Below are 26,263 nucleotides of genomic sequence, written 5' to 3' on the forward strand. Positions count from 1 at the left end.
GTTGTTAAAAACTGTTGGCAGCAGATGTTAAAAAAACGCGACGAGCCTGCGCTTGAGGCAACCAACATTTGTATATTGACGACAACCGGTCAATTCTAAGCACTTCTGTAACAATTACCAACCGTTGGACAAAAAAAACAGCGAAATAGTAGATATTTTGAGCTGATTTGGACATTTACCTCTGCTATGACCTCAATAGGCTTGAGAACGCTCGAAACATTACTACTTCAATGTGTGTAGGTCTTTGGTATAGTTATTCCACTGTACGGTGACAAATTAGAGCAGTAGCGAGGGTATAAGCGCTTGCATTCGCTGCATTACGGGAGAGAAAAATTTAATGTCTTTTTGGGGTAAGGTTCTCGGAGCCCTTTTCGGTTTCATGTTTTTAAAGATTCCCGGTGCGATATTAGGGCTTGTGGTTGGTCATTTCTTTGATAAAGCGTACAGCCAAGATTTTAATCACATGGGTGGTTTTGGGCGGTTTTTCAGTGATAAGAACTCTCTTAAGCAGCAGGCGATATTTTTTCATAGTCTTTTTAGCGCGTTAGGCCACCTTGCCAAATCTGATGGGAAGGTAACTGACAGAGAAATTCAGATTGCCACTGCGTTAATGGACGATATGCGGTTGTCTGGCGACGCCCGCAGTGAGGCTCAAGATGCGTTTAGAGAGGGCAAAGCACGAGATTTTCCGCTCAACGATATGCTTAAAGGCTTTTATGATGCCAGTCATGGCAGACGAGATATACTGCAAGTATTTTTAGAAATATTGATACAAGCCGCATTTGCAGACGGGCAATTGTCGCAAGAAGAATATGCTGTCTTAGAAAAAGTGGCTAAGCCACTAGGTTTTAGGCGTCGCGACCTTGACTACTTAATCTCTATGTATGAAGCCGAAATTCGTTTTCGTCAGCGTCAAGGTCAGCAAGGGCAGACAAACAGTAACCGCAAACGCCAGCATTCAGGCCAGCAACAGACTTATTCTGCTCAGCAAACCCTCGACGATGCCTATCGTATTCTCGGTGTTGACGCATCCGATGATGAGAAAGTGATTAAACGTGCTTATCGCAAACGGATGTCAGAGCATCACCCTGATAAACTAGTTTCAAAAGGGTTGCCAGAGCAAGCCATGGAGATAGCAAAAAAGAAGGCGCAAGATATTCAATCAGCGTATGAGTTAATTAAACAGCGTCGTGGCTTTTAAATGACCAACAAAACCCGTGAACTCACTTACGTACCAGCTGCAAGTCAGTCGCATATTGACGGTTTTATAGAGATGCTGTGGTTGGAGAAGGGGCTATCGGAGCACACGCAGCAAAGCTACCGAACCGATTTAAATAAGTTGGCGATTTATGCCAATAATCAGGGCGTAAAAGACCTATCTATTTTAACCACTGAGCAATTGCAAGATTACCTCGCATACCGCTATGAAAAAGGGCTGTCTAGTAGAAGTACCCAACGCGCGCTGAGCGCCATTCGGTCGTTTTTTGTTTATCTGATTGCAAAACAAATAAGAGTAGATAGCCCGGTTTCTACGCTTTCTAACCCTAAAACGTTAAAAGCACTGCCGACGTCGTTAAGTGAGCAGCAGGTAGAAGATTTGTTGGCCGCACCGTTAACTGACGATCCCATCGAGTGTCGTGACAAAAGCATGCTTGAAGTGCTGTATGCCACTGGGCTTCGAATAAGCGAATTAATTGGGCTTACCATGGATCAAATCAGTTTGCAGCAAGGTGTAGTAAGAGTTGTGGGGAAGGGTGATAAGGAGCGACTAGTACCGCTAGGTGAAGAAGCAATTGAGTGGCTCATAACCTACATCAAAACTGCAAGACCAATTTTGGCAAATAAACAATCGGATGTGGTGTTTTTAAGCCGGCGTGGGCAAAAGATGACAAGACAAACATTTTGGCATCGCATTAAATATTATGCTGTAAAAGCTGGTATAGAGCAGCATCTATCGCCCCACACATTGCGCCATGCATTTGCAACTCATTTGTTAAATCACGGTGCAGATCTCAGGGTAGTACAAATGCTATTGGGGCACAGTGATTTATCAACAACACAAATTTATACCCATGTGGCGACTGAGCGATTACAAACGCTCATCCATAGCCACCACCCTCGAGGTTAATCTTTTTTGTAAAAGCTGCAAAAACTGTAAAAGAGGTAAAAGTAGCGACAAACGGTTGCCTATGCCTACCTTAACTTCTCTTGTGTATGTTAGTCTTCAACCATTGCATCCGCGCTGAAAAACAAAGTTACCTCAGAGATGAAACGAAATCGTGTTTTCTCAGCTCTCTCTTTCTAAGTAAAGAGTAAAACGCGCAACGTTAAATGAAAAATTGGCTAGCCAATGTGGAGTATTTTAAAGTGAAAGTAGTAAAACAGATTGCAGCAAATAGTTTTGCCTTAGCGGCACTCATGGTAAGCAGTTTCACCCATGCCGCAGACGATGCTGCAATTCAACAGAAGCTCAATACGGTGCTTGGCTTAGAGGTTGAGTCGGTGGCCGATTCTCCGGTACCTGGTTTGGTGCAGGTTTCTACCGATCGCGGTTTTTTCTACATTAGCGACGATGGCCAGTTTCTTTTACAAGCTGTTGTTTTAAATATCGATGAAGGCATGCGAAACGAAACCGAAGTTGCCATGACAGCGTTAAGGTTAGAAGGAGTTAAAAAAATGGCGCCTTCAGCAATTACGTTTAAAGCTAAAAACGAGAAACACGTAATTTCAGTGTTTACCGATATTTCTTGCGGTTATTGCCGTAAACTGCACAATGAAATTGGCGAGTTGAATGACAAGGGTATCACCGTAAATTACCTGGCTTTTCCTCGTGCAGGCCTAAACAGCGAAAACTATGAAGAAATGGTTTCGGTGTGGTGTGCTGCTAACCCTCAGCGGGCACTTACTAACGCTAAAGCTGGTGAATCTGTTGACTCTGCATCTTGCAATAACAAGGTGGCGGAGCAGTACATGTTAGGTCAAAAGCTAGGGGTAAGAGGAACGCCAAACATAATCTTACCTGATGGCTCGGTGATCCCTGGCTATCAGCCGGCAGACGCAATTGTTGACGTGTTAAATCAAGCCGGGTAATTAAACTCTATCGTTCAGCCTAAACAATAGAGAATGATATAAATAATTGGGTGTGCGTAAATTTATGCACACCCTTCACGCCCTAAGCAGACACCCCCTGACTTGCTGAAATGAGCGCCGCGCGTCTTGTACCCATTTCGACCAGTGCGTTAGAATTGCGCGTTAAGCATAACCTTTTATTAAAAAACGGTCCCTCATGATATTGCCTATTGTGCGCCGCGAAGTTAGCGGTGCGATGTTGAGTTCACAGTTACACCCCGTTATCGATAGAATTTATAGAGGTCGAAATGTTCAGCACCCGGATGAACTTGAGCATGGTCTTAAGGGGTTATTGCATTACAATGAGCTAAAGGGGATGACTGCAGCGGCATCTCTTCTTGCTAATGCCATACAGCAAAATAAACGTATTATTATCGTCGGCGATTTTGATGCAGATGGAGCAACCAGTATTGCGGTATGTCTGCTTTCTATGCGCGCAATGGGCTTCAACAACATTGATTATCTAGTGCCAAATCGTTTTGACTTTGGGTATGGGCTTAGCGTGCCGATAGTGGATGTTGCAATAGAAAATGGGGCAGATGTTATCGTTACTGTCGATAATGGCATTTCTTGCCTTGAAGGTGTGGCGCATGCTAAAGCGCAGGGCTTGCAGGTTGTCGTTACCGACCACCATCTACCTGGTGAATCTCTTCCAATTGCCGACGCTATTGTCAATCCCAACCAGCCTGGCTGTAATTTCCCCTCTAAAAATGTGGCCGGGGTTGGCGTTGCTTTCTATATCATGCTGGCGATTAAAGCAGAACTACAGCAGCGAGGCTATTTTCAGGAAACGGCCATTCCACCACCGAATCTAGCCTCACTACTCGACATTGTGGCCGTAGGCACGGTAGCCGATGTGGTAGTGCTGGATAGAAACAATCGTATTTTGGTTCATCAAGGGTTGCAGCGTATTCGAGCGGGAAAATGCAGACCGGGTATCAAGGCGCTAGTTGAAGTGGCGAATAGAGAATGTGCCCATCTTACATCCACCGATTTAGGGTTTGTGGTTGGTCCTCGCCTTAACGCTGCCGGACGACTTGATGATATGTCCCAAGGTATCGCTTGCTTATTGGAAGATGACAAAATTCAAGCCCGCATGATAGCCGCAGAGCTTGATGCACTTAATAAAGAGCGCCGAGAAATAGAAGCGGGTATGAAAGAACAAGCCGAACAGGCGCTTGAAAAAATGTCTATTGATGAGGGCGATATACCTGCTGCGCTGGTGGTGTATCGAGCCGATTTTCATCAGGGGGTTATCGGTATTGTAGCGGGGCGACTTAAAGAGAAATATTTAAAGCCTGTCATTGCCTTTGCGCATCAAGATGATGAGGTGATAAAAGGGTCTGCACGCTCTATTCCTGGCGTACACATTCGCGATGTTCTAGATGAGGTAAACACCCGCTACCCCGGCGTTATTGATAAGTTTGGTGGTCATGCCATGGCTGCGGGCTTGAGCCTTGGTGTGGAAAAGCTTGCTGAATTTGAAAAGGCTTTCAGTGAGGTGACTAAGGCCCACATGGCGAAAATGGAAACCGCCCATGCATTACTGTCTGATGGTGATTTAAGTAGTGAGGAGCTGTCACTGTCCTTTGCTCATTTGCTGCGTCAATCGGGACCGTTTGGTCAAGGCTTTGAGTCTCCACTGTTTGATGGCGAGTTTGAAATCGTTGATCAGCGTATAGTGGGGCAAAAACACCTTAAAATGGTGGTAAAGCCTGCTCATGGTAACGAGATTGATGCCATTGCATTTAATGTAGATATCAAAAAGTGGCCTGACGCTATGGTGAAAAGTGTTCAATTAGCCTATAGACTTGATATTAATGTTTTCAGGGGCCAAGAGTCTGTGCAGTTAATTGTTGAGCAGATAAAAGCGGTATGATTTGCACCAAAACGTTTTGCGATATGGTTTTAAAGTAAAGGATTAATAGCAGGTGAAAAGCGAAAAAGAAAAGCTCATTGCAAAACACAGCCAGCTAAATCAGACCGACAATGCCAAAGTTGTTTCTCACGTGCAGCGCGAAGAGAAAGACGGAGAGTGGTTGCGCCATACCATAATGCTTGAAGGTATAGACGTTCCCTTTATCTATCGACGCAAACAAAAATATCAAAGCCTTGTTGGTGCGAGAGTGAATATTACTTATTATCGGCACATAGAAGAGGTGGCTGGTATCGAATTTGAAACCATGAAGGTGGTTCGGATAAAGCGCAGCTAACGAGGCCTAATAATAATGAATACTGACTGGCTTACAGCTTATGTGCTTCACCGTCGCCCTTACAGAGAGACCAGTTACATTGTCGATTTTTTTACCCTAGAAGAAGGCAGGGTCAGCGCCGTTGCAAAGGGTGTTAAAAACAGTAAGTCAGATAAAAAAAGCCTGCTTCAACCCTTTCAAGCATTGCGCCTGCAGCTAAGCGGTAAGTCAGAGCTTAAAAATTTGCGTCACGTCGAAAGTACAGCGCCTTCCATTATTCTTCCCGGCACGGCTTTGTTTTGTGCCATGTATGTCAATGAGCTATGCAATCGGATAATGCCCGCTGGGTTGGCGAGCGACTTAGTGTTTGATGCTTACCAGCAAGCACTGGCATCGCTGAGTGATGCCGTAGATGTTGAGGTTACGCTGCGGCAATTTGAATTTGCGCTTCTTGATGAAATGGGCCTGTTACCCGATTTTACCCTTGACGTTGAATACGAGCTTCCTATCGAGGCAGGGCGCTTGTATAACTTCGAGCCAGAGGTTGGATTTGTGGTTATTTCTGAAGACATTACTCATTTGCGAGGCTTCCCTGGCGAGGCGTTACTGGCACTGGCGCATGGTGAATTTACACCCTTGAGTAAACGTGTTGCCAAAGTGCTTTGTCGTGACTTACTGCGCCCCCTTATTGGTGATAAACCGCTAAAAAGTAGAGAGTTGTTCAGTAGAATTTCACCTAAGCGGTAATTACAGCTGTGACTAAATAGCTAACTAAATCGGCAAAAACTGGCGACGTAAAACCGCTGTCAGTTCGAAGTTCATGTCGAAAAGAGCACGGGTAAAAGAAATTATTTTCCTTTAACACAAGCTGTTAGCAACCTCACATGCCGTAAAAATTTGATACACTCCATCTGATTATTTTACTTATAAGGCGGGTTTATGAGCTCAATTTTGTTAGGCGTCAACATTGACCATATTGCAACACTAAGAAATGCGCGTGGTACACACTATCCAGATCCTGTGCATGCCGCGGACATTGCAGAGCGAGCTGGGGCAGATGGTATAACTGTGCACTTGCGAGAGGATCGTCGTCATATTAAAGATAGGGACGTTCGTATTCTGGCTCAAACTATTAATACTCGCCTGAATTTAGAAATGGCGGTAACCGATGAGATGCTCGCTATTGCCGAAGAGGTTAAGCCTGTATTTTGCTGTTTAGTACCAGAGAAGCGTGAAGAGCTTACCACCGAAGGTGGGTTAGACGTTGCGGGAAACCTTGATGTAATGAAAGCTGCTTGTGAGCGCCTAGCCGCTGCAGATATACAGGTGTCGTTGTTTATCGATGCAGATAAAACTCAAATTGATGCCACGGTAGCGTGCAAAGCGCCTTATATTGAAATTCATACTGGACAGTATGCGGACGCTACTAACGAGAAGCAGCAAGCCGAAGAGCTCGCTCGCTTAGTTGAAGGGATAGAGTACGCAGACAGCTTAGGGCTAAAAGTAAATGCTGGACACGGTTTGCATTATCACAACGTAAAACCTATTGCGGCAATTAAGCAGTTAATTGAGCTCAATATTGGTCACGCGATCATAGCTCGAGCTGCATTTGATGGCTTACATACTGCTGTTGCCGATATGCGTAAACTTATGCTGGAAGCCAGAGCGGGGCTATAGAAAGAATGTGTAAAGTGCTAGCTTTTGGGGTAGCACTTTGAGTCCGTAAAAGAGGGAGCTCATCATGGCTATTGTAGGCCTAGGAACAGATATCGTTGAAATTGCGCGGTTAGGTAAAAATGACGGAGCCATGCAACGACTCGCAAAGCGCATTTTAACTGATAACGAGCTAGAGCAATTTCAACAGCATAAACAGCCAAACCGGTTTCTTGCAAAGCGATTTGCGGCTAAAGAAGCGGCGGTGAAAGCGTTAGGCACAGGTATTGGCAATGGCATTAGTTGGCAACATATCGAAGTTCAAAATAATGACCTTGGTGCGCCAGCGTTAACGTTCAGTGGTGAGTTTGCTAAGCAGTGTGAGTTACGTCATATTTCAAACAGTGTGATCAGTATTTCAGACGAGCAGCACTATGCCGTTGCCACAGTTATTCTAGAATCAATATAAAACATAAATTACTTTCTCACCGGAGTTCCCTTGTCACAGTTTAATAAGCCCTCAAAAGGTAGTCGCAAAAGTGGGCGTTTTAAATCTCCAACGCTTAAACGAAAAACCAGTGCTAATGAACAAGTTGCCAATCTTCGTTTTAGCAATAAAAACAAAACCCAAGATACGTCCACTGATAAGAATCAGTTAGAAGTATTAATAGACAGATTAGATTGGATGGGACAGGGCGTGGCGCGCACTACACCCGTTCATTTTGTTGAGGGGGCGCTGCCGGGAGAGTTATGCCACATCGCTATTACCCAGGCCAAAAAAAATGTGATAAGCGGAAAGGCAATTTCAATTGCCCAGCCGAGTGAAAGTAGAGTTGAACCCTTTTGCCCTGTTTTTAATCAATGTGGTGGCTGCCAGCTGCAGCACATTGAGCAAAGCGCCGCACTGTCTCAACGAGATGATGCACTCAGAACAATGCTGGAACACCAGCTTGGCATGGAAAAAAGCGTTTGGCAGAGGCCTCTTGAGGGGGATAAGCCCGCCTACCGTCGCAAGGCGCGTTTGGCTATAGATGCTAGACGTGAGAGCGATGTCAAACTTGGGTTTCGCGCTCAATCAAGCAATGACATTGTAGATGTAGAATCTTGCCCTGTATTGGTGACGGAACTTAGCAAGCTCATTGCACCGCTACGGGAATTGGTATCTTCTTGCGAAAGCAGCATGCATATCGGTCACATCAGTTTGCTAGCGGGTGATAATGTGTCTCAGGTGACAATTAAACACACCAAAGCACTTAGCCCAGAATTGTATAGTGCGTTGGTATTGTTTGGTGAAAAACACAGCGTGAATATCGCTCTTGAAAATAAAAAAGGGCGATTCAACCTTATTCACCTTGTAGCCCCCTTAGTGATAAACAGTTACGATGGCTACACGTTAAGTCCAGCACCCAATGATTTTGTACAGGTAAACAATCAAGTTAATAATAAGATGATTGAACAGGCACTGGCTTGGCTCGACCCTCAGCCGCAAGAGCGAATAGCCGACTGGTTCAGCGGTCTTGGTAACTTTACGTTATCACTGGCAAAACGCGGCGCAATTGTTCAGGCCGTGGAAGGGGTGGCAGAAATGGTGCAACGGGCACAAGAAAATGCTCACAAGCAGGGCGTTGATAGTGTTCAGTGGCGGCATCTTGATTTGAGTAATAAAGCAGATGTAGAAAGTGCGCTAGGCCATGGCTTCGACAAAGTACTTTTAGATCCCTCAAGAGAGGGGGCGTTAACCGTTTGTCAGGCGCTAGTTAATGCCAAGCCGAAGTCAATAGTGTACGTTTCTTGCAACCCTAGTACGTTTGCAAGAGATGCTGCGGTATTGATACAAGGAGGATATCAAATGAAAAAGGCGGGAGCAGTAGAGATGTTTCCTTTTACCCATCACATGGAAATGATGGCTCTTTTCACACGTTAGCAGTGGCAGTGGGTTACGGACATGGTATCAACAAGAAAGGTACATGAGGCAAAAAGGCCTCCCTTTGAAGTATGGCTGGATAGCTTAGCGATTCAAGAGCATACCAAAGAAAAATTAAGCGCGGTCTCTGCCATGCCAGAGCGCTTGCTGGTGGGCCAAGAGATGGTAGAAATACTCTGCCAGCTCAATATGGACGACGTCACTCTTCAAGCTGCACTGGTGTTTCCTTATTGCGAACAGCACGCATTAAATGAAGACGATATTTGCGATGAGTTTGGCGCAGAGATAAAAGATCTTATTATCGGCGTTCGCAGAATGGATGCGATAAAGTCGCTTCATGCACGCAAAATAAGTAGCAAAGAGCATTCAGACGCCAGTGATGAGCAACATACAGACAGCATTCGTAGAATGTTGCTGGCTATGGTTGAAGACGTGCGAGCTGTGGTAATTAAAATGGCCGAGCGAATATGCGCACTGCAGCAAGCAAAGCTGGCCGATGAAGAAACTCGGGTAATGGTTGCCAGAGAGTGTTCCAGCATTTATGCGCCATTGGCTAATCGTTTGGGTATAGGACAGTTAAAATGGGAGCTTGAAGATCTCGCTTTCCGTTATCTTCACCCGGTAACTTACAAGCAAATAGCAAAGCAGTTAGATGGTAAGCGCAAAGAGCGGGCCGACTATATCGATGCTATTGTGGGCGACTTACAGCAAATACTGAATAACGAGAACATTCGCGCTGAGGTATATGGCCGACCAAAACATATTTTCAGCATTTGGAAAAAAATGCAGAAAAAGCGGCTTACTTTTGAGCAGTTGTTTGATATTCGAGCGGTTCGAATTATTGCCGAGAGGCTACAAGACTGCTACGCCGCGTTAGGCACTGTTCACGCTAATTACAAGCACTTACCCAATGAATTCGATGATTACATAGCAACACCAAAACCCAATGGCTATCAATCTATACATACGGTGGTGTTAGGGCCAGAAGGAAAGGCCATAGAAATTCAAATTCGTACGCAGCAAATGCATCAAGATGCAGAGCTAGGTGTGGCTGCCCACTGGAAATACAAAGAGGGCAGCGCAGGTAAACAGTCAGGTTACGATGAAAGAATAAACTGGTTACGCCGCATTCTGGCGTGGCAAGAAGAGGTGGCTGAATCTGGTGACTTAGTTGAGGAGCTGCGAAGCCAAGTCTTCGACGATAGGGTGTATGTATTTACGCCGAAGGGCGATGTGATCGATTTGCCGCAGGGGTCAACTCCTCTCGATTTTGCCTATTACATTCACAGTAATGTAGGTCATCGCTGCAATGGTGCAAAAATAAATGGCAGGATCGTCCCCTTTACCTACTTGCTTCAAAGTGGCGATCAAGTAGAAGTGCTAACAGGCAAAGAACTCAACCCTAGTCGAGATTGGATGCACCCAGGCTTGGGATACGTTCATTCTACTCGCGCTAGAGCCACCATTCACTCGTATTTTAAAAAGCAGGATAGGGAAAAGAACCTCGCCGCCGGAAAAGAGTTATTAGAGCGAGAGCTTCACAGGGCGCGCTTGCCTTTAAAAATACCCAGCGAAGCCTGTGAGAAATTTAACCTGCAAACTAAAGACGACTTGTATACAGCGGTAGGCGGTGGCGACGTTCGTGTTATGCAGGTGGTTAATTTTATACACCATTTACAAGAGCCTATTCAGCCTGAGCCAGAAATAAGTCCTAAGGTTAAAACCCGTAAAACCGCCGCAGGCACAGGCAAGAAAGATGCGGTTGTGGTGCAGGGCGTAGGCCACTTAATGAGTCAGTTGGCAAATTGCTGCAAGCCGGTGCCTGGTGAGCCTATCATGGGCTACATAACGCAAGGTCGTGGCGTAAGTGTGCACAAGGAAAGTTGTGATCAGCTACAGCATTTGTTGATACAGCACCCCGAACGTCAAATAGAAGTTAACTGGTCGCAAGAGTTAAAAGTAGGCTTTGAGGCGGCTATTGATATTTACTGTCACGATAGAACAGGGCTACTGAGAGACATTACAACGGTTCTGGCTAACGAAAATGTCCCGCTACTGGGCGTAAATAGTTTGAGCGATAAGAATAGGCAAACTGCGTTAATTACAATCTCAATAGAAGTGATAGATTTAGACACGCTTTCAAAAGTGATTACGCGCTTACGCCAGCTTAAAGGAGTAACAGATGCCAGAAGAAAACAAAACTAGTTTGTCTGGCTTAAATCGCTTGCTCTCTATCATGGAATCGTTGCGCGATAAGGAAAATGGTTGCCCTTGGGATCAAGAGCAAACAATGCAATCGTTAACCCGCTTTACCATTGAAGAGGCCTACGAAGTTGTCGATGCCATTGCTAAAGGCAATAGCGACGATATTCGTGATGAACTTGGCGACCTTCTATTTCAAATTGTATTTTATGCTCATATTGCTCAGGAAGAAGGCGAATTTGATTTCAACGATGTGGCTAACGCCATAAGTGACAAGCTGGTTCGCCGGCATCCTCACGTATTCTCAAAGACAATTGCCTCGGCGCTTTCTCAGGATGAACTAGCGCTTCAGTGGGATGCAATTAAAGCGCAAGAAAAAGCAGAGAAAAGAGCAAATAATGCATCAGGGCTTCTTGACGATGTGCCAACAGGTTTGCCCGCACTCATGTACGCGCAAAAGCTGCAGAAAAAGTGCGCCAAAGTAGGTTTTGACTGGCCTAATACACTTCCTGTGTTAGACAAGGTTGAAGAAGAAGTGGGTGAAATACGCCAAGAGCTAGAAGCTGAAACGCGCAGCAAAGCTGCCATAGAAGAAGAAATTGGCGACGCACTTTTTGCAATGGTGAATTTAGCGAGGCACTGCAATGTTGATGCAGACACTGCTTTGCGAAAAGCAAGCCAAAAGTTTGCTAACCGCTTTAGTGCAGTTGAAGCATTAGCCTTAGATAGGCATCAATCTCTAGAAGAACTATCATTAGCCGAGCTAGAAGCGCTGTGGTGTAAAGCAAAGGCGAGAGAAAAAAGTTAATTACATACCTGTATTTTAAATCTCGTGCTACGCTAATAAATAACAACAGTTAAAGCCAGTCTAGAGCTTATCTCTCAGGTCCTGCTATTTATTGCAGTGCAGATTGTCTTTAGTGCTGTATCAATTGCTAATTTGTACTGTTTTAAGGGGTGTTAGTGAGCATTAGCATCGTAGATAAAATAAGTAAGCCAGTTTTTACTGCGCTTGGCGTATTTTTTACGCTACTAGGCATTATTGGTGCTTTTCTTCCCGTAATGCCCACTACTGTGTTTCTTATAGGCGCGCTTTACTGCTTTACACGCTCATCGCCAAAACTTGAGCAGTGGCTGCTAAATCATCCAAAGTACGGCGCTACATTAAGCGCATGGCAAAAAAATGGGGCCATATCAAAACGCACTAAGTGCATTGCCTGTTGCAGCATGCTACTTAGTTTTATCGCTTTCTGTGTTTTTGTGAATGCGCCTATTTATGCCCATGGAGGTGTAGCTTTATTTATGGGTATAGGCGCCTATTTTGTTATAACCCGGCCAGATTCAATCAAAGTTTAGTGCTCAGAGCCTAATTTAAGCACTGCAAGCCTAGGCACTGCCACCATATAGTCAGGCCTGAGATTCAGTATTTATCGGTTTCTGCCCAACTTTTCATGGCTAGAAACCCATTCGTCAGCAACAACTGCTGATCCGAGTGAAAGCTCTCCACATAACACCGTCGCCGCAACTATCTCCGCAAATTTATTCACTTTCCCCTTCCCTGTACAACCTAACACTTCTAGGCATTCGTGCTGAGTAGCTAAACCAGTTCCCCCGCCGTAGGTAGCAACGATAAGAGAAGGAATGGTGACTGAGAAATAGTAATCACCATTAGGCAAAATTTCTGCATAGGTAAAGCCAGCAGAAGACTCTGCAACATTGGCGACATCCTGGCCGCAGGCAATGAACATTGCGGTAATGCCATTGGCAAAGTGGGCGCCGTTATTAACACTACCTGCCATAAACGCGCCCATGTTTGAGTACTGGCGTTGTTTAAAAAGTGCTTCCGGTGGACAGTGCATAATATCTGTCATTAATTGCTTAGGTAATGTAATTTCAGCAACTACTCGTTTCCCTCGGGTATGCAAAGAATTTAAATGAGAGTGCTTTTTATCTGTGTCCATATTGGCTGCTAATACAAAGTGTTCTACCTTGCCGGGGTAGTTCTCCAGTATCCAATCGCAGCCCGCTTTGGTTGCCCTGCTAACCATGTTCTGACCTGCCGCATCGCCACAGGTAAAATTAAAGCGAAGCCAGCGTAGTTTCGAAACCGCATGCTGCTCGATATCCCTTAACTGGCCAACTTTCGTCGTTTCTTCGCTAGCCTGCTTGATGGTATCAAAGTGCTGAATAACCCACTTTCCAAATGCTAATGCTTCTCTTGCGTCTGCAAATGCAAACATAGGAGCGCGCTGCATAGCGTCATCAATAACAGTTGTTGTAATTCCTCCAGCTTCTCGCGTTAAGCGCATACCTCTGCTGTAACTAGCCACCAATGTACCTTCTGTAGTGGCCATAGGAACATAAAATTCACCCTCTGCCGTCTCTCCGTTCACTAACATAGGACCGGCGAATCCAATAGGAACTTGGGCTACGCCAGTGAAGTTTTCTATGTTTCCAGCAAGTGATTCTGGCGAAATTGAGAAGTGACCCACGTTAGAAAGTGACGCTTTGGTTTGCGTTTCAATAAAATCTCGTCGCTGTTCGCTCATGGCTGCGGAGTAATCTTGAGTTGAAGAGCGTGGTATTTTGGGCATGAGCGTTCCTTTTTTTGTTTTAGGTATCATGAAAGCAACAGGGGTGTTTTGGAACTGAAAAACGGTTATATATACTAATCACTACTATCTATTGCTAGAGACATATAGCCTATCTCTTTTTCCATTGCTTTTACGGCAAGCTCGGGTGTATTAATCCAGTCGGCATAATTGAGCCGATAAGAAATAAGAGGATTATTTAACTTGTGCACAAGCCTATTGGTATCGTTAACGATCTCGTTGGCTAACTGGTGTGTCTCAATGCTATTGAATATTTGTGCTAGTTCGCCAGACTTAATTAATCTGATAAGCCCAAGACGTATCCTGTCCGCTAAGGCTTGTCTGTCTCCACGGACAAAAAAATACTCATAGTTAGGGTAAGAAAGTAGATGACGGCCCTCAATGGTGAGTTTTTTGCTGTTTAGCCGGCGTATACCATCGTGAATTTCAATGACGTTACGCGGGAATCCGTCAACAACATCACGTTCTACTAGCAAGTACATAGATGTAAACCATGTGCTCCAAGTTTCGCCTATTACACCAAATCCGTTGGCCTCAAGTATCGTAAAATCAGGCCAGTCAGCACCTTGAACAAATTGTTTTTGTTTAAGCTCATCAAGGGAGGTTGCGCGCTGAAACTCGGTTTGCTTAGCAGGGTTGACCACAAAAACGCGATGCCCAGAATAGCCTCTAAGAAGTGGTAAACGCACAGGTATGAGTTTTTCTTCTCGCGACTGGCTTGTAACGCTCCACATAACATCCGCTTTGCCATTGAGTAGAGTGCGCATTTGCCTGCTCTGCGACATGGGCTGCGGATGCAATTTTAGTGTGGTATCTCCGTATTCAGGGGTTACGTCAAGTGCTCTTTTTAATACCGTTATTTGGTATTCCCCGTAAGTATCATCAGCGAACGCGCGGGTTAGAACTACTGTATTAGCAGCCGACGAAGATGCGATAGCCGCGTTAGTTAAAGCAGTGCTTGCAGCGATGCTTAGTAGTAAAAATGCTTTGATGGCGATATTCATTATTATTTTTTTATTTGTTTTATTTGTTTTATTTGGGTACTGGCAACTAAGTTCGAGTTGTATAAATTTAGAGCAGATAGACATTATCTTATGTTTTTGCAAAAGTCATGGTTTGATGCAGAAAAACTGTGCATTTTTTCACGGTAGGGGGTTCGCATTTGCTATAAAATCTGTATAATTCGCGCCCTGCCCAGTTACGCCCACCTTTGGGAAGGTGGAAGAATCAGCAGACTCGAAGGGGTCTACGAGTTGATTTTATGGTGATTTCTGGTGTTCAGAAATCAGTAACGACGATATTATTCGGGTGATATTTAAATGAAAACTTTTGTTGCAAAGCCAGAAACGGTACAACGTGACTGGTACGTGGTAGACGCCACAGACAAAACTCTAGGCCGTTTGGCTTCAGAAATCGCATTGCGCCTTCGCGGCAAGCACAAGCCAGAGTACACGCCTCACGTGGACACTGGTGACTACATTATTGTTGTTAATGCTGACAAAATTACGGTTACTGGCCGTAAAGCATTGAACAAAATGTACTATGCGCACAGCGGCTATCCAGGTGGTCTAAAAGAAACGAACTTTGAAAAACTGCTAGCTTTCAAACCAGAAATGGTTATCGAAAAAGCAGTTAAAGGAATGCTGCCAAAAGGTCCTCTAGGCCGTGCAATGTTCCGCAAAATGAAAGTTTACGCTGGTGCAGAGCACAATCATGCAGCACAGCAACCACAAGTTTTGGACATCTAAGGGGAAATCGACATGGCAGATACTCAATACTACGGCACCGGCCGCCGCAAAAGTTCTACCGCTCGTGTTTTCCTGCGTCCAGGCACAGGTAGCATTCAGGTAAACAAACGTGCTCTTGACGAGTACTTTGGTCGCGAAACAGAGTGTATGGTTGTTCGTCAACCACTAGAACTTGTAGAAATGCTAGAAAAGTTCGACCTATACGTCACTGTAAAAGGTGGTGGTTCAAATGGTCAAGCTGGCGCAATTCGCCACGGCATCACTCGTGCTCTTATGGAGTATGATGAAGCGCTACGTCCAGCACTTCGTAAAGCTGGCTTCGTTACACGTGACGCTCGTCAGGTTGAACGTAAGAAAGTGGGTCTACACAAAGCGCGTAAGCGTCCACAATTCTCAAAACGTTAATCGACGTTTTTTGTATTGCAAAAGCCCGGCTATGCCGGGTTTTTTGTTTGCCCAGCGAAGCTGGCAAACCCGTCAGGTTGAAAGAAACCTGAATCACCCTGACTGAGGGGAAGATAATCCGAATGGCAAGGGCGTTAGCTGGAGAAAGTAAATGGCCGGAAGAAAGCGGTATACGAAAGAATTTAAACTGGATGCTGTGAGCCTGGTGCTAGACCAAGGTCACACGCGCTCTGAAGTCGCAAAAATGTTGGATGTGAGTCAGCAAATCATTGGCCGCTGGGTCAAAGAGTTTCAACAAGATGATGACGGCCATGCGTTCAGAGGAAACGGTAAACTGACGCCAGAGCAGGCAGAAATCAGAAAGCTGAAAGCACAGGTGAAACAGCTTGAAATGGACAAACGCATCCTAAAGGAAGCATCTGTATTCTTCGCCAAAGAAATGAAGTGAAATACGCGTTTATCGCCGAGCGAAAGAATACCTATCCTGTTGATCGGTTGTGCCGGTTACTAGGCGTAAAGCGCAATGGGTTTTATAGATATATGAAAACTCAACATCAACCTACAACGGATGATGACAAGCGAAAAGAAATAGTAGAATGGATGCACAAGATTGCCAAAGCCAGTGAGCATAGTTATGGCAGTCGACGGATGCAAAAAGCACTGAATTGTTTGGGCTATCCTATTGGTAGGCGTCTTACACGCCGACTGATGAAAGAAGCAGGCGTGCAAGTTCGCTACAAGAAAAAATATAAGGTCACGACAAACAGCAACCACACGTTACCAATATTTGACAATGTGCTCGACAGACAATTTGATGTTGATGCACCCAATCTAGCTTATGTGCAGGATATTACTTATATCTGGACACAAGAAGGCTGGTTATATTTGGCCGTTGTTATTGATCTTTACTCAAGGAAAGTCGTTGGCTGGAGTATGGGTTCAAGAATGAAAGCTAAATTAGTATGTGATGCGCTAACGATGGCGATATGGCAGCGGAATCCAAAAGCCGGATTGGTTGTCCATTCAGATCGCGGCAGCCAATATGCGAGTGCAGACTATCGGCGCTTGCTTAAAGGACACCAATTTGTTGGCAGTATGAGTCGAAAAGGTGATTGTTGGGATAATAGTGTTGTTGAGAGTTTCTTCGGTAGCTTGAAGCAAGAACTGGTGCATTGGAAGCAATACCAAACTCGTTATGAAGCACAGCAGGATATGCTGCGATACATCACAACATTTTATAATCCTGAACGGTTGCATTCGTATCTAGATTACAGAAGTCCAAATCAATATGAGGCGGACATGAAGAAATTGAAAAAAGTAGCTTAACTGGGTTGGTCAATTTTGGTTGACCACGTCAACTAACAGATAACTAATATTCATTTGTGTAATTAACGTAGCACAAATAGCATGTCCATATACATAAGTTAAAAGACAAATAACTACAGGAATAATCATGGATTTTGAATATAGCGATAAAGTAAAACAATTAATGGCAACGTTAACTGCTTTTATGGATGAGCATGTTTACCCGAATGAGGCGTTATATCAGCAACAAGTTGAGCAAAATCCTTGGACAACCCCAGCCATAATGGAAGAGTTAAAAGCCAAAGCAAAAAAAGCAAAGTTATGGAATTTATTCTTACCTCTATCTTACGGAGACTATAGCCCAGGATTAACAAATCTAGAGTACGCGCCTTTAGCTGAGATTATGGGTAAAGTATATTGGGCACCGGAAGTATTTAATTGCAGTGCACCTGACACGGGCAATATGGAAGTATTAGCTAAATACGGCAGTGAACAACAAAAACAACAATGGTTAGAGCCACTACTAAGCGGCGATATTAGATCGGCATTTGCCATGACAGAGCCTGATGTCGCTTCAAGTGATGCAACAAATATAGAAACTCGAATTATTCGAGATGGTGATGAGTACGTTATCTCTGGCAAAAAATTCTATATTAGCGGCGCATGTCGAGAACAATGCAAAATTTTAATCGTCATGGGTAAAACAGACCCTGACAATGAAAACCGCCACATACAACAATCGCAAATCCTCGTTCCTATCAATACACCAGGTGTTAACATCACTCGTCCAATGAAAGTATTTGGTTATGACGACTCCCCTGAAGGACATGCAGAAGTGATTTTTGATAATGTGCGGGTACCCGTTGATAATATCATCGCAGGTGAAGGTCGCGGCTTTGAAATCGCACAAGGACGATTAGGTCCTGGACGTATTCATCACTGTATGCGATCAATTGGCGCTGCACAACGCGCACTCGAGCTAATGTGCCAACGAGCAAGCAACCGAGTAGTGTTCGGTCAATCGATGATAAAACAACAATCTGTTCGTGAAGATATCGCTAAATCGGCGTGTCAAATTGAACAAGCACGTTTGTTAACGCTTAAAGCGGCACAAAAAATGGATACTGTGGGAAATAAAGCGGCAAAAGACCTTATTGCAATGATTAAAATTGTAGCCCCAAATGTAGCGCTTGATGTCCTTGATAGAGCAATTCAAATACACGGCGCGGTAGGAGTAAGCCAAGATACTTTCTTAGCACATCAATTTGCAGGACAACGCACTTTGCGACTAGCAGATGGACCAGATCAAGTACACATGATGCAATTAGGTAGAAACTTAGCTAGACACTACAGTAAGTAATCGTGTAAAAAGCTTGCATAACGTATTGTTGAATAAATAAAACTGAAATTTATGTTAGAGATTTACGCCGGAGACACCGCGTTAAAAACAATTCAAGAACGTGGGTTTAGCCAAGAACTATTCAACACCTTTCTTGGCGCTAGTGGTGGTCCGAAATGGTTCACATTATTTGGTTTAGACAAATACGTTTTTGGCGAATTTTTTAACTCGAGAACAAATCCTCTTAATATTATTGGCTCTAGCGCAGGCGCGTTTAGAGCCGCATGTTTTGGTCAAAATGATCCGGTTGCTGCAATATCTCGTCTTGCTGAAAACTATTCACAAGCGCGCTATGCCACAACCAAACCAACTGCAAGTGAGATTTCAGTATCTGCTCAGGAAATGCTTGATTACTCATTAGGTGATAATGGCGTTAAAGAAATTATCCATAACCCAGTGTTTAGATCACACTTTATCGTTGCCAAGTGCCGTGGTTTAGTTGCAAGAGAAAATAAAGCATTACAAATACTAGGGCTAACCAGCAGCTTTATTAAAAATAAAATTTCACGACGCCTATTATCAGGTCAGTACCAGCGCTTTATCTATCAACCACAATCAAGTGATTTAGCCATATCAGATCCTTCCGGCTTTACCACACAAATAGAATATTTAACACAAGATAACCTTCGTGGAGCGCTATTGGCTTCAGGTTCTATACCCTTAGTCATGTCAGGTATTGAAAACATCCCAGGATCGCCAAATGGCATGTATCGAGACGGAGGCATCATTGACTATCACTTTGATATCAAAGTTCATAACCCAGGGTTAACGCTATACCCTCACTTTAGCGCCAATATAAAAGCAGGATGGTTTGATAAAAACTTAAAGCGAAGCGTACACCAAGAAAATTATCAAAATACGGTCGTTATCTGCCCTTCAAAAGCGTTTATACAATCACTGCCTAATCAGAAAATTCCAGATAGAACTGATTTTTCCGATATTGAAACTGAACAACGTATAAAGAATTGGCAACACGTGCTCAAACAAAGCGAGCAACTAGCAATTAGTTTTGATGAATTTATGAATAAGCAAAAGCTAGACAGAATAAAACCGATGAGTGATCTAATACGTAATTAAGTGAACAAATCCGATTGTTCAATATAAACCTTCACAACGTTATTGATTGCGTTAAAGCTTTAGCCAATAAAAATGCCTCAACACTTAACTAAGTGCTGAGGCATTTTTTAAAAGTTACTAGGGCGTGTTGATCTTTCAGGGTTACTTTTGCAACTGTTTGTTTGGTATTTATACAAGGCAGAGCCTTTGCCGTGTGGTTATTCCACATTAAAAGGTGAAAACCTAGTAGAAATGCCAAACAAACGTTGTCATTTGGATTCATTTAAAAGCGATTTACTCTTTGTTGTAGCTCTCGCATATAGAATAACTATACATTGCTCGCTACGCCGCGATTAAATCGCTTTTAAAAAGAACAAAATTTAATCTCGAAAGATCAACACGCCCTAAAACTAGCTACTTAGCTAGCTAGTTCTTTAACCATCATTTCTCGCATTTCAATTTTGCGGATTTTACCGGTAACCGTCATCGGATATTCACTGACAAAGCGCACATAACCTGGAATTTTAAAGTGAGTAATCTGCCCTTGACAGAAGTCTTTAACTTCGTCCTCTGTCAGCTGTTCGCCATCTTTGATTTGTACCCAAGCACACACTTCTTCTCCCATTTTATCATCTGGTACGCCAAACACTTGAACTTCAGAAATTTTAGGGTGTGTATAAAGAAACTCCTCTACTTCTCGTGGATAAATATTTTCACCACCACGAATTACCATGTCTTTTATGCGTCCTGTAATACGAACATAGCCATGTTTATCCATAGTGCCCAAATCACCTGAATACAGCCAGCCATTTTTAATCGTTTCTGCTGTTTTCTCTTCATCGTTCCAATAATGAGACATTACCGAATAACCACGGGTACAAATTTCACCTTGCTCACCGATAGGCACAACTTTTCCATCGCCATCAACAATTTTAATTTCCACATAGGGAATAGCTCGGCCTACTGTTTGTGTTCGATTTTTCAAACTATCATTTGGTAAAGTCATATGATTTAATGGGCTTAACTCTGTTTGACCGTAACCAATTAATACGTTTTCCATATGCATTTTATTAATGATGTTGTTCATTAACTCTTCTGCACATGGCGCACCCGCAATAACGCCTGTTCTTAATGAGGTTAAATCATATTGTTCAAAATTAGGATGTTCTAATTCCATCACAAACATGGTTGGCACACCATGAAGCGCAGTACAACGCTCTTTATGAACAGCTTCTAGTGTCGACTTTGGATCAAAAGCATCATTAGGAAACACCATAGTTGCGCCTTTAGTAATACAGGCCAACACACCTAACACCATACCAAAGCAATGATATAGAGGTACAGGGATACACAGTCTGTCTTTATAACTAAACTCCATACCATTAGCCGTGTTATTGCCGTTATTTTAAATATTATTATGGCTTAAGGTTGCCCCCTTAGGATAGCCTGTAGTACCAGAAGTAAACTGGATATTAATCGCATCATCAGGCTGTAATTCAGAACCTAACTGTTCAAGAAATTGATAGTGCTTTTGCTCTCCTTTTCCACAAACTTGTTCAAAATTGAACATACCTGAACATTGCTCGGTGCCCATTCGTATTACAGTAGTTAAATGAGGAAGTTTAACCGCTGTTAACTGACCCCGTTGGCAAGTTTTAAGCTCAGGAGCTAATTCATTTAACATATCCAAATACCGAGAACTTTTAAAAGATTCTGCGGTAATGATCGCCTTACATTCCACCTTATTTAGTGCGTACTCTAATTCGTGTAGGCGATATGCTGGGTTAATACACACCATAATAGCGCCAATTTTAGCTGTTGCTAATTGAGTCAGTACCCATTCGTAGCTATCTGGACCCCAAATAGCTACGCGATCACCTTTTTCTATACCTTATGCAAGCAAGCCTGTTGCAAGGCGTTAAACTTGTGTTTTAAGCTCCTGATATGTCCAACGAATACCTTGATGTAAAACAACGAGCGCTTCATTTTCAGGATATTGATTAACGACCTCATCAAAGCAATGACCAATTGTTTGATAAAGCAATTGTCCAGAGCTTTCCCCTGTCATATAACTTTGAGTTAATACTGCCAAAATATTTACCTTTAATGATTTACTGTTGTCCTAAATAGCAAATAATGGCATCTCTTTGTGCCTGTTTTTTAATGCCGCTAAAGGGCATTGTTGTGCCTTTAACCATGTCTTTTGGTTTTTTAAGAAATTGCGATAAGTTTTCTTTGGTCCAAGTAATATCACTATTTTTCATTGCTTCTGAGTAATAAAAACCTGGCTGAGTACCCGCCTTTCTATCGATAACTTGGTGAAGAGATGGTCCCATTTTATGGACCCCCTCTTTCACATCATGGCATGCGATACATTTGTTAAACTGCTTTTTAGCTTGCTGTAAATCACAGTTTTGCGCACTAGTAACACTTGAAAATAACAGCGTAACGGTCAGCAAAGAAAACTTTGATTGCTGTTTATAGGCTTTTTGAGCCGTTGCTAACAAGCTGGATTTATTAAATAACTGCATTGTTTTTCCTCTACCGGCTTAACACTAACTGTTTAATAAGTCGTTAACTTTTCGTGCAGCTCTTGCGCCAGCGGCGATAGCACCATCAATAGTGCCACGCCAGCCTTCGCCATGATCCCCTGAGGCAAAGAAAACACGTCCCTGCTCTTTTTGTAAATCTTGGTAGTATTTATTTAACCAACCAGTTTGATAAATACCCCAAGTCCCCATTGAATATGGATCGTTATTCCAATCATATGCCATAGTGCTTTGTACTTTAACGTCAGGAATAAGTAGTGATAACGCTTCTTCTATAGCCTCGTCATCGTAGATATCTAATTTTTCTGGATCATTACCAAAGGCAACTAAGATGGTGTAATCTTTCGCTTGTTGGTAAGTCATAGCAAAGTTAATCGCTCGACTTGGCGCAAGTGACGCAACATTACCGATATCGCCTTTAACTTTAATATACAGCTTAACACCACTGCCTGGGGCACGCTCTTTTGCTACTTGGTGCACCGCTTTAGGGAGTGCTGGTTCAAAAGCTACTTGCGTAATGCTATTCATTGGTAAGGTGCTAATAACACTGCCGCAAGTGATTTTTTCATTACGGACTGTTGTTACGACAACTTTATTACCTTTGTCTTGAACAGACTTAACTGGTGTCGATAAACGCACTTCTGGTTTACCATCATCTATCATTTTTTCAATTAAGCTATTAGTGCCATCGGCTAATTTAAAGCGTGTTGTTGAATCCATAAAGGTAGCAAAACAGCCACCACCGACTAAGTGATAACGCATCACATCAATATAAGACATTTCCATCGGAGAACGATGACCGACAACTTCTATCATGCATTTATTAAAAGCATGTTGCAGTGGCGTAAAACCATTTTGATCGAGAAAATCAATAGCGTTAACTTTGTCAGCAGCAAGTGCAGCTTCTTTGTTATAAAGGATATCGTACGGGCGAGGAACAATTTCACGTGCTCTAGCATTGTACTTTTCCCAACCGGCAATAATTTCACCGAACTGCTCAAGGGTTAACGCATTACGCTTACCATTTTCTTCAACAACAAACATTGCCTCTGCCGCTGCACCCGGTGTTTCTTTGATTTTCATGCCATAACGCTCAATTTCAGCCCAAACAAATGGCTGTGTGTTATGTACCCAAAGACCACCTAACTCAACAGGGTCGCCATCGAGTTCACTAGCGAAAGTACGTCCACCTAAACGATTACGAGCTTCTAATACGAGTACGCTTTGGCCGTTCTTTTTCGCATCTCTTGCGGCTGTAACCCCTGCATAACCGCCACCAATCACTACTACATCATAATCAAACTCTGAATTAGATGAACTTGGTTTAGCATCGTGTGCATTGGCCGTTGTTGATAACGCAGTACCCGCAGCAACTACGGTCGTTGCACCTATGGTTGCCGCGCTCTTTAAAAACTTTCTTCTGTTTAAGTTATTTACGTCATCATTTTTTGACATAAGGTTTGCTCCGAATTTGATTCATTAATCTGTAACACCTTCTAAAAACAATCTGCAATCACTAAACGTATAAAATGTTTATTGGAAAGATAGATATCTAGCAATTACATAAATAGGTAACTACTACATCCTATTTAGTAATTTAGATAAAAGGATGATTACGACTGGTAAAATTAATATTTAATGAAATAAAGGAGTTAGCTTAAATGCTAACTCCTTATCTTTTAAAAGTTTACAGTTAGCTCAGCACCATAACTTACTGGTTGCCCGTAATGGGCCATTACGCCGCCAAAGCCACTTAAGTCGAATGCTTTAGTAAGATACTCTTCATCAGTTAAGTTTTTACCCCAAATGGCAATCTCATAACCTTCATCAGGTGATGTCCATGTCACTCTAGCATTTACAACTGCATACGCATCTTGAGCAATAGCTTCTGTATTGTGAATATCAAAATAGTATTTATCAGACCAAGTCCCATCGACATGCCAATTAATAGAGCCAGAATCGCCCAGTGTTTGGTTATAATCTAAACCAATATTGGCGTTGTATTCAGGGCTTTGTGTTAACTGATTACCAGATACATCAACACCACTAATAACACCGCCATCAACTTCAGTATCTAAGTAACCAAAGCCCGCTCTTAGCATTAAATCGTCTGTTAACGCTGCGGTAATATCAAACTCTAAACCTTTAATGGTTGAGCTATCGATATTTTGTAACGTTTGCGCCGCTGTGTTTGGATCAACATTAATAAACTGCTGTCCTTCGTAGTCGTAATAGAAAGCTGCACCATTAATTCTAAGTTGACGACTTAAAAAGTCCGCTTTAAAACCAAGCTCAAAGGCATCTAAGATTTCAGGATCTACTGGCGCAGCTTCTGATGGGTCGTTAAATGACTGACCGTTAAAGGCACCAGAGCGATAACCTCGATTGTAACTTACATACACCAGATCACCTGTTGACAAGATATGATCAACACTTACCTTGCCTGACCATTCATTCTCATCAATTTCATCTTCTGGCAATAGCTCTTGGGCGATAGTTGGCACAACTAAAGTACCGTCACTGCCGTAGTAGCCTGCGTTGAAATTAGATAACTCAATAACATCATTTGTTGAGCGAGCACCAAATCGAAGCTTGGTATCTTTAGTTAAGTCATAGCTACCATCAAAATATAAACCTAAGCTCGTTTTTTCTTGGGTATAGTCATTTTGTAAACTACAACCTAAACTAGCAAATAAGCCTAAGCTTGCTCCTTCCGTTAATAAAGCCTCTTCAACTTGTTGACCATTTGGCGACATCTCTAAACCGAATGCCGCAGCGAGAGGATCGTAACAATCAAGGTAATCTAAGTTACCATCAACATTTAAATCTAAATCTTGAAATAAACTAAGGCTTGTCGGTGCATCAATTTCTTCTTTTGATACGAATGCACCAACAATGTAATTAAATGGTCCATCTAAGTTGCTAGTTAAGCGTAAATCTTGAGTAAACTGGGTGGTATCGCCTGAAACTACCACACTATTGACCTGATTCGGAGAGCCATCACCTTCTGGAATAGTAATATCGCCACTATCAAAAGAAGTGATTGACGTTAAGCTGTATTCATCACTTACATCCCAAACAATATTTAGTGATGCGCTACTATTTTCAATTTCACGTTTTAATACATGGTCTTCTTGAATTTCATCGAAATCTTGCCCTTCGGGTACAAAGTAAGAATTTTGTGGAGCCCCTTCAGGTGGTGTTACACCAAATAACGCAGGCAAACCAACTTCAGCGTTATTAAATAGTTCATAATACCCTGCGCCATAACCTGCTTCACCCGGAATATTGGTATATGCGTAGTTGTACGGATTTGCCTTACTTGCTGCAACTTTTAGCGTGATATCTACATCATCAGTGGGCAAATAATTGAAGGTTGCTCTAGCTGCCCACTCATCTATCGCATTACTGTCTGCTGCACCTGGGAATGAGTTTTTCTTCCAACCGTCCATTTCAGTAAAAGTACCGGCAACACGTACCGCTAATTTATCTGATAATTCAGTTTCGTACGCGCCTTTTACTTCTTTACGATTATTGTTACCAATACCCGCTGTTAAATAGCCACCTGTATCCCAAGATGGTCCTTTAGTAATAAAGTTAACTAAACCACCGGTAGAGTTTTTACCAAATAATGTACCTTGTGGCCCTCTTAACACCTCAATTCTTTGTAGATCGAACATTTGACCACTTTGTAGAGAAGGGTTGCCTTTGTAGACTTCATCGACATAAATGGCAACTGAGCTCGATTGGTTAATACTGTAATCATCCATTGAGATACCACGTATCGATATTACAGGATAACTATCTCCACCGGGTGTAGAAATTTGCATATTTGGGACTTGTGCTGAAATCTCTGTGGTATCTCGTATTTTTAGATTTTTAAGTTCATCAGCACTTAATGCTGAGACAGAAACAGGTATAGATTGTGCGTTTTCTACACGTTTTGTAGCTGTCACTTCGATTGTTTCTATCTCTGCCGCCTGAACTGTTGTTGCTAGTGATACGGCTGCTGCAACCGCTGAGAGGTAAAATTGTTTGTTCATGTCACTTTCCCGTTTTATTTAGCAGACCTAAATTAAAATGTAATTT

General features: G+C 42.9%; 22 protein-coding genes and 1 pseudogene. 17 read left to right on the forward strand and 6 right to left on the reverse strand.

Annotated features, from left to right (window positions below; all coding sequences use genetic code 11):
* Window positions 1-337 precede the first annotated feature (337 nt).
* The 12 genes from djlA to BM528_RS03525 all read left to right on the forward strand — a co-directional run bounded on the left by djlA (window position 338) and on the right by BM528_RS03525 (window position 12,456).
* Window positions 338-1,201, forward strand: coding sequence for a co-chaperone DjlA (gene djlA / locus BM528_RS03470; protein ID WP_071978680.1), 864 nt, complete (start codon window positions 338-340; stop codon window positions 1,199-1,201).
* Complete coding sequence (xerD, locus tag BM528_RS03475) at window positions 1,202-2,128, forward strand: site-specific tyrosine recombinase XerD (protein ID WP_071978681.1); 927 nt, start codon at window positions 1,202-1,204, stop codon at window positions 2,126-2,128.
* A 203-nt stretch (window positions 2,129-2,331) separates the two neighbouring features.
* Window positions 2,332-3,090: a bifunctional protein-disulfide isomerase/oxidoreductase DsbC gene (gene dsbC, locus BM528_RS03480; protein WP_083595189.1), complete on the forward strand. Its 759-nt coding sequence runs from the start codon at window positions 2,332-2,334 to the stop codon at window positions 3,088-3,090.
* A 196-nt stretch (window positions 3,091-3,286) separates the two neighbouring features.
* Entirely contained in the window at window positions 3,287-5,008 is a 1,722-nt protein-coding gene (gene recJ / locus BM528_RS03485) for a single-stranded-DNA-specific exonuclease RecJ (protein ID WP_083595190.1), read from the forward strand.
* A gap of 52 nt (window positions 5,009-5,060) precedes the next feature.
* A complete protein-coding gene (locus BM528_RS03490) occupies window positions 5,061-5,342 on the forward strand; it encodes a hypothetical protein (RefSeq protein ID WP_071978682.1) in 282 nt (93 codons plus the stop codon).
* Window positions 5,343-5,357: 15 nt separating this feature from the next.
* Window positions 5,358-6,068, forward strand: coding sequence for a DNA repair protein RecO (gene recO, locus BM528_RS03495; protein WP_071978683.1), 711 nt, complete (start codon window positions 5,358-5,360; stop codon window positions 6,066-6,068).
* A 192-nt stretch (window positions 6,069-6,260) separates the two neighbouring features.
* Window positions 6,261-6,998 (forward strand): pyridoxine 5'-phosphate synthase, encoded by a 738-nt coding sequence (gene pdxJ, locus BM528_RS03500; protein ID WP_071978684.1) that lies wholly within the window; start codon window positions 6,261-6,263, stop codon window positions 6,996-6,998.
* A 64-nt stretch (window positions 6,999-7,062) separates the two neighbouring features.
* Window positions 7,063-7,443 carry a holo-ACP synthase gene (acpS, locus tag BM528_RS03505; RefSeq protein WP_071978685.1) on the forward strand — a complete coding sequence of 127 codons (381 nt, stop codon included), beginning with the start codon at window positions 7,063-7,065 and terminating at the stop codon, window positions 7,441-7,443.
* A 30-nt stretch (window positions 7,444-7,473) separates the two neighbouring features.
* Window positions 7,474-8,898: a 23S rRNA (uracil(1939)-C(5))-methyltransferase RlmD gene (gene rlmD / locus BM528_RS03510; RefSeq protein ID WP_071978686.1), complete on the forward strand. Its 1,425-nt coding sequence runs from the start codon at window positions 7,474-7,476 to the stop codon at window positions 8,896-8,898.
* Between the two features lie 21 nt (window positions 8,899-8,919).
* Entirely contained in the window at window positions 8,920-11,103 is a 2,184-nt protein-coding gene (gene relA, locus BM528_RS03515) for a GTP diphosphokinase (protein WP_071978687.1), read from the forward strand.
* On the forward strand, window positions 11,081-11,908 hold the full coding sequence (gene mazG, locus BM528_RS03520; protein WP_071978688.1) for a nucleoside triphosphate pyrophosphohydrolase: 828 nt from the start codon (window positions 11,081-11,083) through the stop codon (window positions 11,906-11,908). Before relA ends, mazG begins: the two co-directional genes overlap by 23 nt.
* 155 nt (window positions 11,909-12,063) lie before the next feature.
* Window positions 12,064-12,456: a YbaN family protein gene (locus tag BM528_RS03525; RefSeq protein WP_232230568.1), complete on the forward strand. Its 393-nt coding sequence runs from the start codon at window positions 12,064-12,066 to the stop codon at window positions 12,454-12,456.
* 71 nt (window positions 12,457-12,527) lie between these two features.
* Here BM528_RS03525 and BM528_RS03530 read toward each other — a convergent pair whose 3' ends face one another.
* Complete coding sequence (locus BM528_RS03530; RefSeq protein WP_071978689.1) at window positions 12,528-13,694, reverse strand: hydroxymethylglutaryl-CoA reductase; 1,167 nt, start codon at window positions 13,692-13,694, stop codon at window positions 12,528-12,530.
* A 74-nt stretch (window positions 13,695-13,768) separates the two neighbouring features.
* Window positions 13,769-14,716 (reverse strand): transporter substrate-binding domain-containing protein, encoded by a 948-nt coding sequence (locus BM528_RS03535; RefSeq protein WP_071981137.1) that lies wholly within the window; start codon window positions 14,714-14,716, stop codon window positions 13,769-13,771.
* Window positions 14,717-15,031: 315 nt separating this feature from the next.
* Between BM528_RS03535 and rplM the strand changes: the two genes are divergently transcribed.
* The 5 genes from rplM (at window position 15,032) to BM528_RS03570 (ending at window position 19,646) form a co-directional block, all read left to right on the forward strand.
* Window positions 15,032-15,460, forward strand: coding sequence for a 50S ribosomal protein L13 (gene rplM / locus BM528_RS03540; protein WP_071978690.1), 429 nt, complete (start codon window positions 15,032-15,034; stop codon window positions 15,458-15,460).
* Window positions 15,461-15,472: 12 nt separating this feature from the next.
* Window positions 15,473-15,865 carry a 30S ribosomal protein S9 gene (rpsI, locus tag BM528_RS03545; RefSeq protein ID WP_071978691.1) on the forward strand — a complete coding sequence of 131 codons (393 nt, stop codon included), beginning with the start codon at window positions 15,473-15,475 and terminating at the stop codon, window positions 15,863-15,865.
* Window positions 15,866-16,016: 151 nt separating this feature from the next.
* A protein-coding gene (locus BM528_RS03560; RefSeq protein ID WP_085929716.1) for an IS3 family transposase occupies window positions 16,017-17,191 on the forward strand; the annotation gives its coding sequence in 2 pieces (ribosomal slippage) (window positions 16,017-16,287 and window positions 16,287-17,191; 1,176 coding nt in all).
* 127 nt (window positions 17,192-17,318) lie between these two features.
* Window positions 17,319-18,530 (forward strand): acyl-CoA dehydrogenase family protein, encoded by a 1,212-nt coding sequence (locus BM528_RS03565; protein WP_071978692.1) that lies wholly within the window; start codon window positions 17,319-17,321, stop codon window positions 18,528-18,530.
* A 51-nt stretch (window positions 18,531-18,581) separates the two neighbouring features.
* A complete protein-coding gene (locus BM528_RS03570; RefSeq protein WP_071978693.1) occupies window positions 18,582-19,646 on the forward strand; it encodes a patatin-like phospholipase family protein in 1,065 nt (354 codons plus the stop codon).
* A 397-nt stretch (window positions 19,647-20,043) separates the two neighbouring features.
* Here the strand turns inward: BM528_RS03570 and BM528_RS03575 are convergent.
* The 4 genes and pseudogenes from BM528_RS03575 to BM528_RS03590 all read right to left on the reverse strand — a co-directional run bounded on the left by BM528_RS03575 (window position 20,044) and on the right by BM528_RS03590 (window position 26,217).
* Window positions 20,044-21,693: pseudogene (locus tag BM528_RS03575) on the reverse strand (AMP-binding protein).
* A 43-nt stretch (window positions 21,694-21,736) separates the two neighbouring features.
* A complete protein-coding gene (locus BM528_RS03580) occupies window positions 21,737-22,156 on the reverse strand; it encodes a c-type cytochrome (protein WP_071978694.1) in 420 nt (139 codons plus the stop codon).
* 24 nt (window positions 22,157-22,180) lie between these two features.
* Complete coding sequence (locus tag BM528_RS03585) at window positions 22,181-23,629, reverse strand: flavin monoamine oxidase family protein (RefSeq protein ID WP_071978695.1); 1,449 nt, start codon at window positions 23,627-23,629, stop codon at window positions 22,181-22,183.
* Window positions 23,630-23,853: 224 nt separating this feature from the next.
* Complete coding sequence (locus tag BM528_RS03590) at window positions 23,854-26,217, reverse strand: TonB-dependent receptor (protein WP_071978696.1); 2,364 nt, start codon at window positions 26,215-26,217, stop codon at window positions 23,854-23,856.
* Window positions 26,218-26,263: the final 46 nt, after the last annotated feature.

This window comes from Alteromonas sp. RW2A1, assembly GCF_001886475.1.
GTDB lineage: Bacteria > Pseudomonadota > Gammaproteobacteria > Enterobacterales > Alteromonadaceae > Alteromonas > Alteromonas hispanica.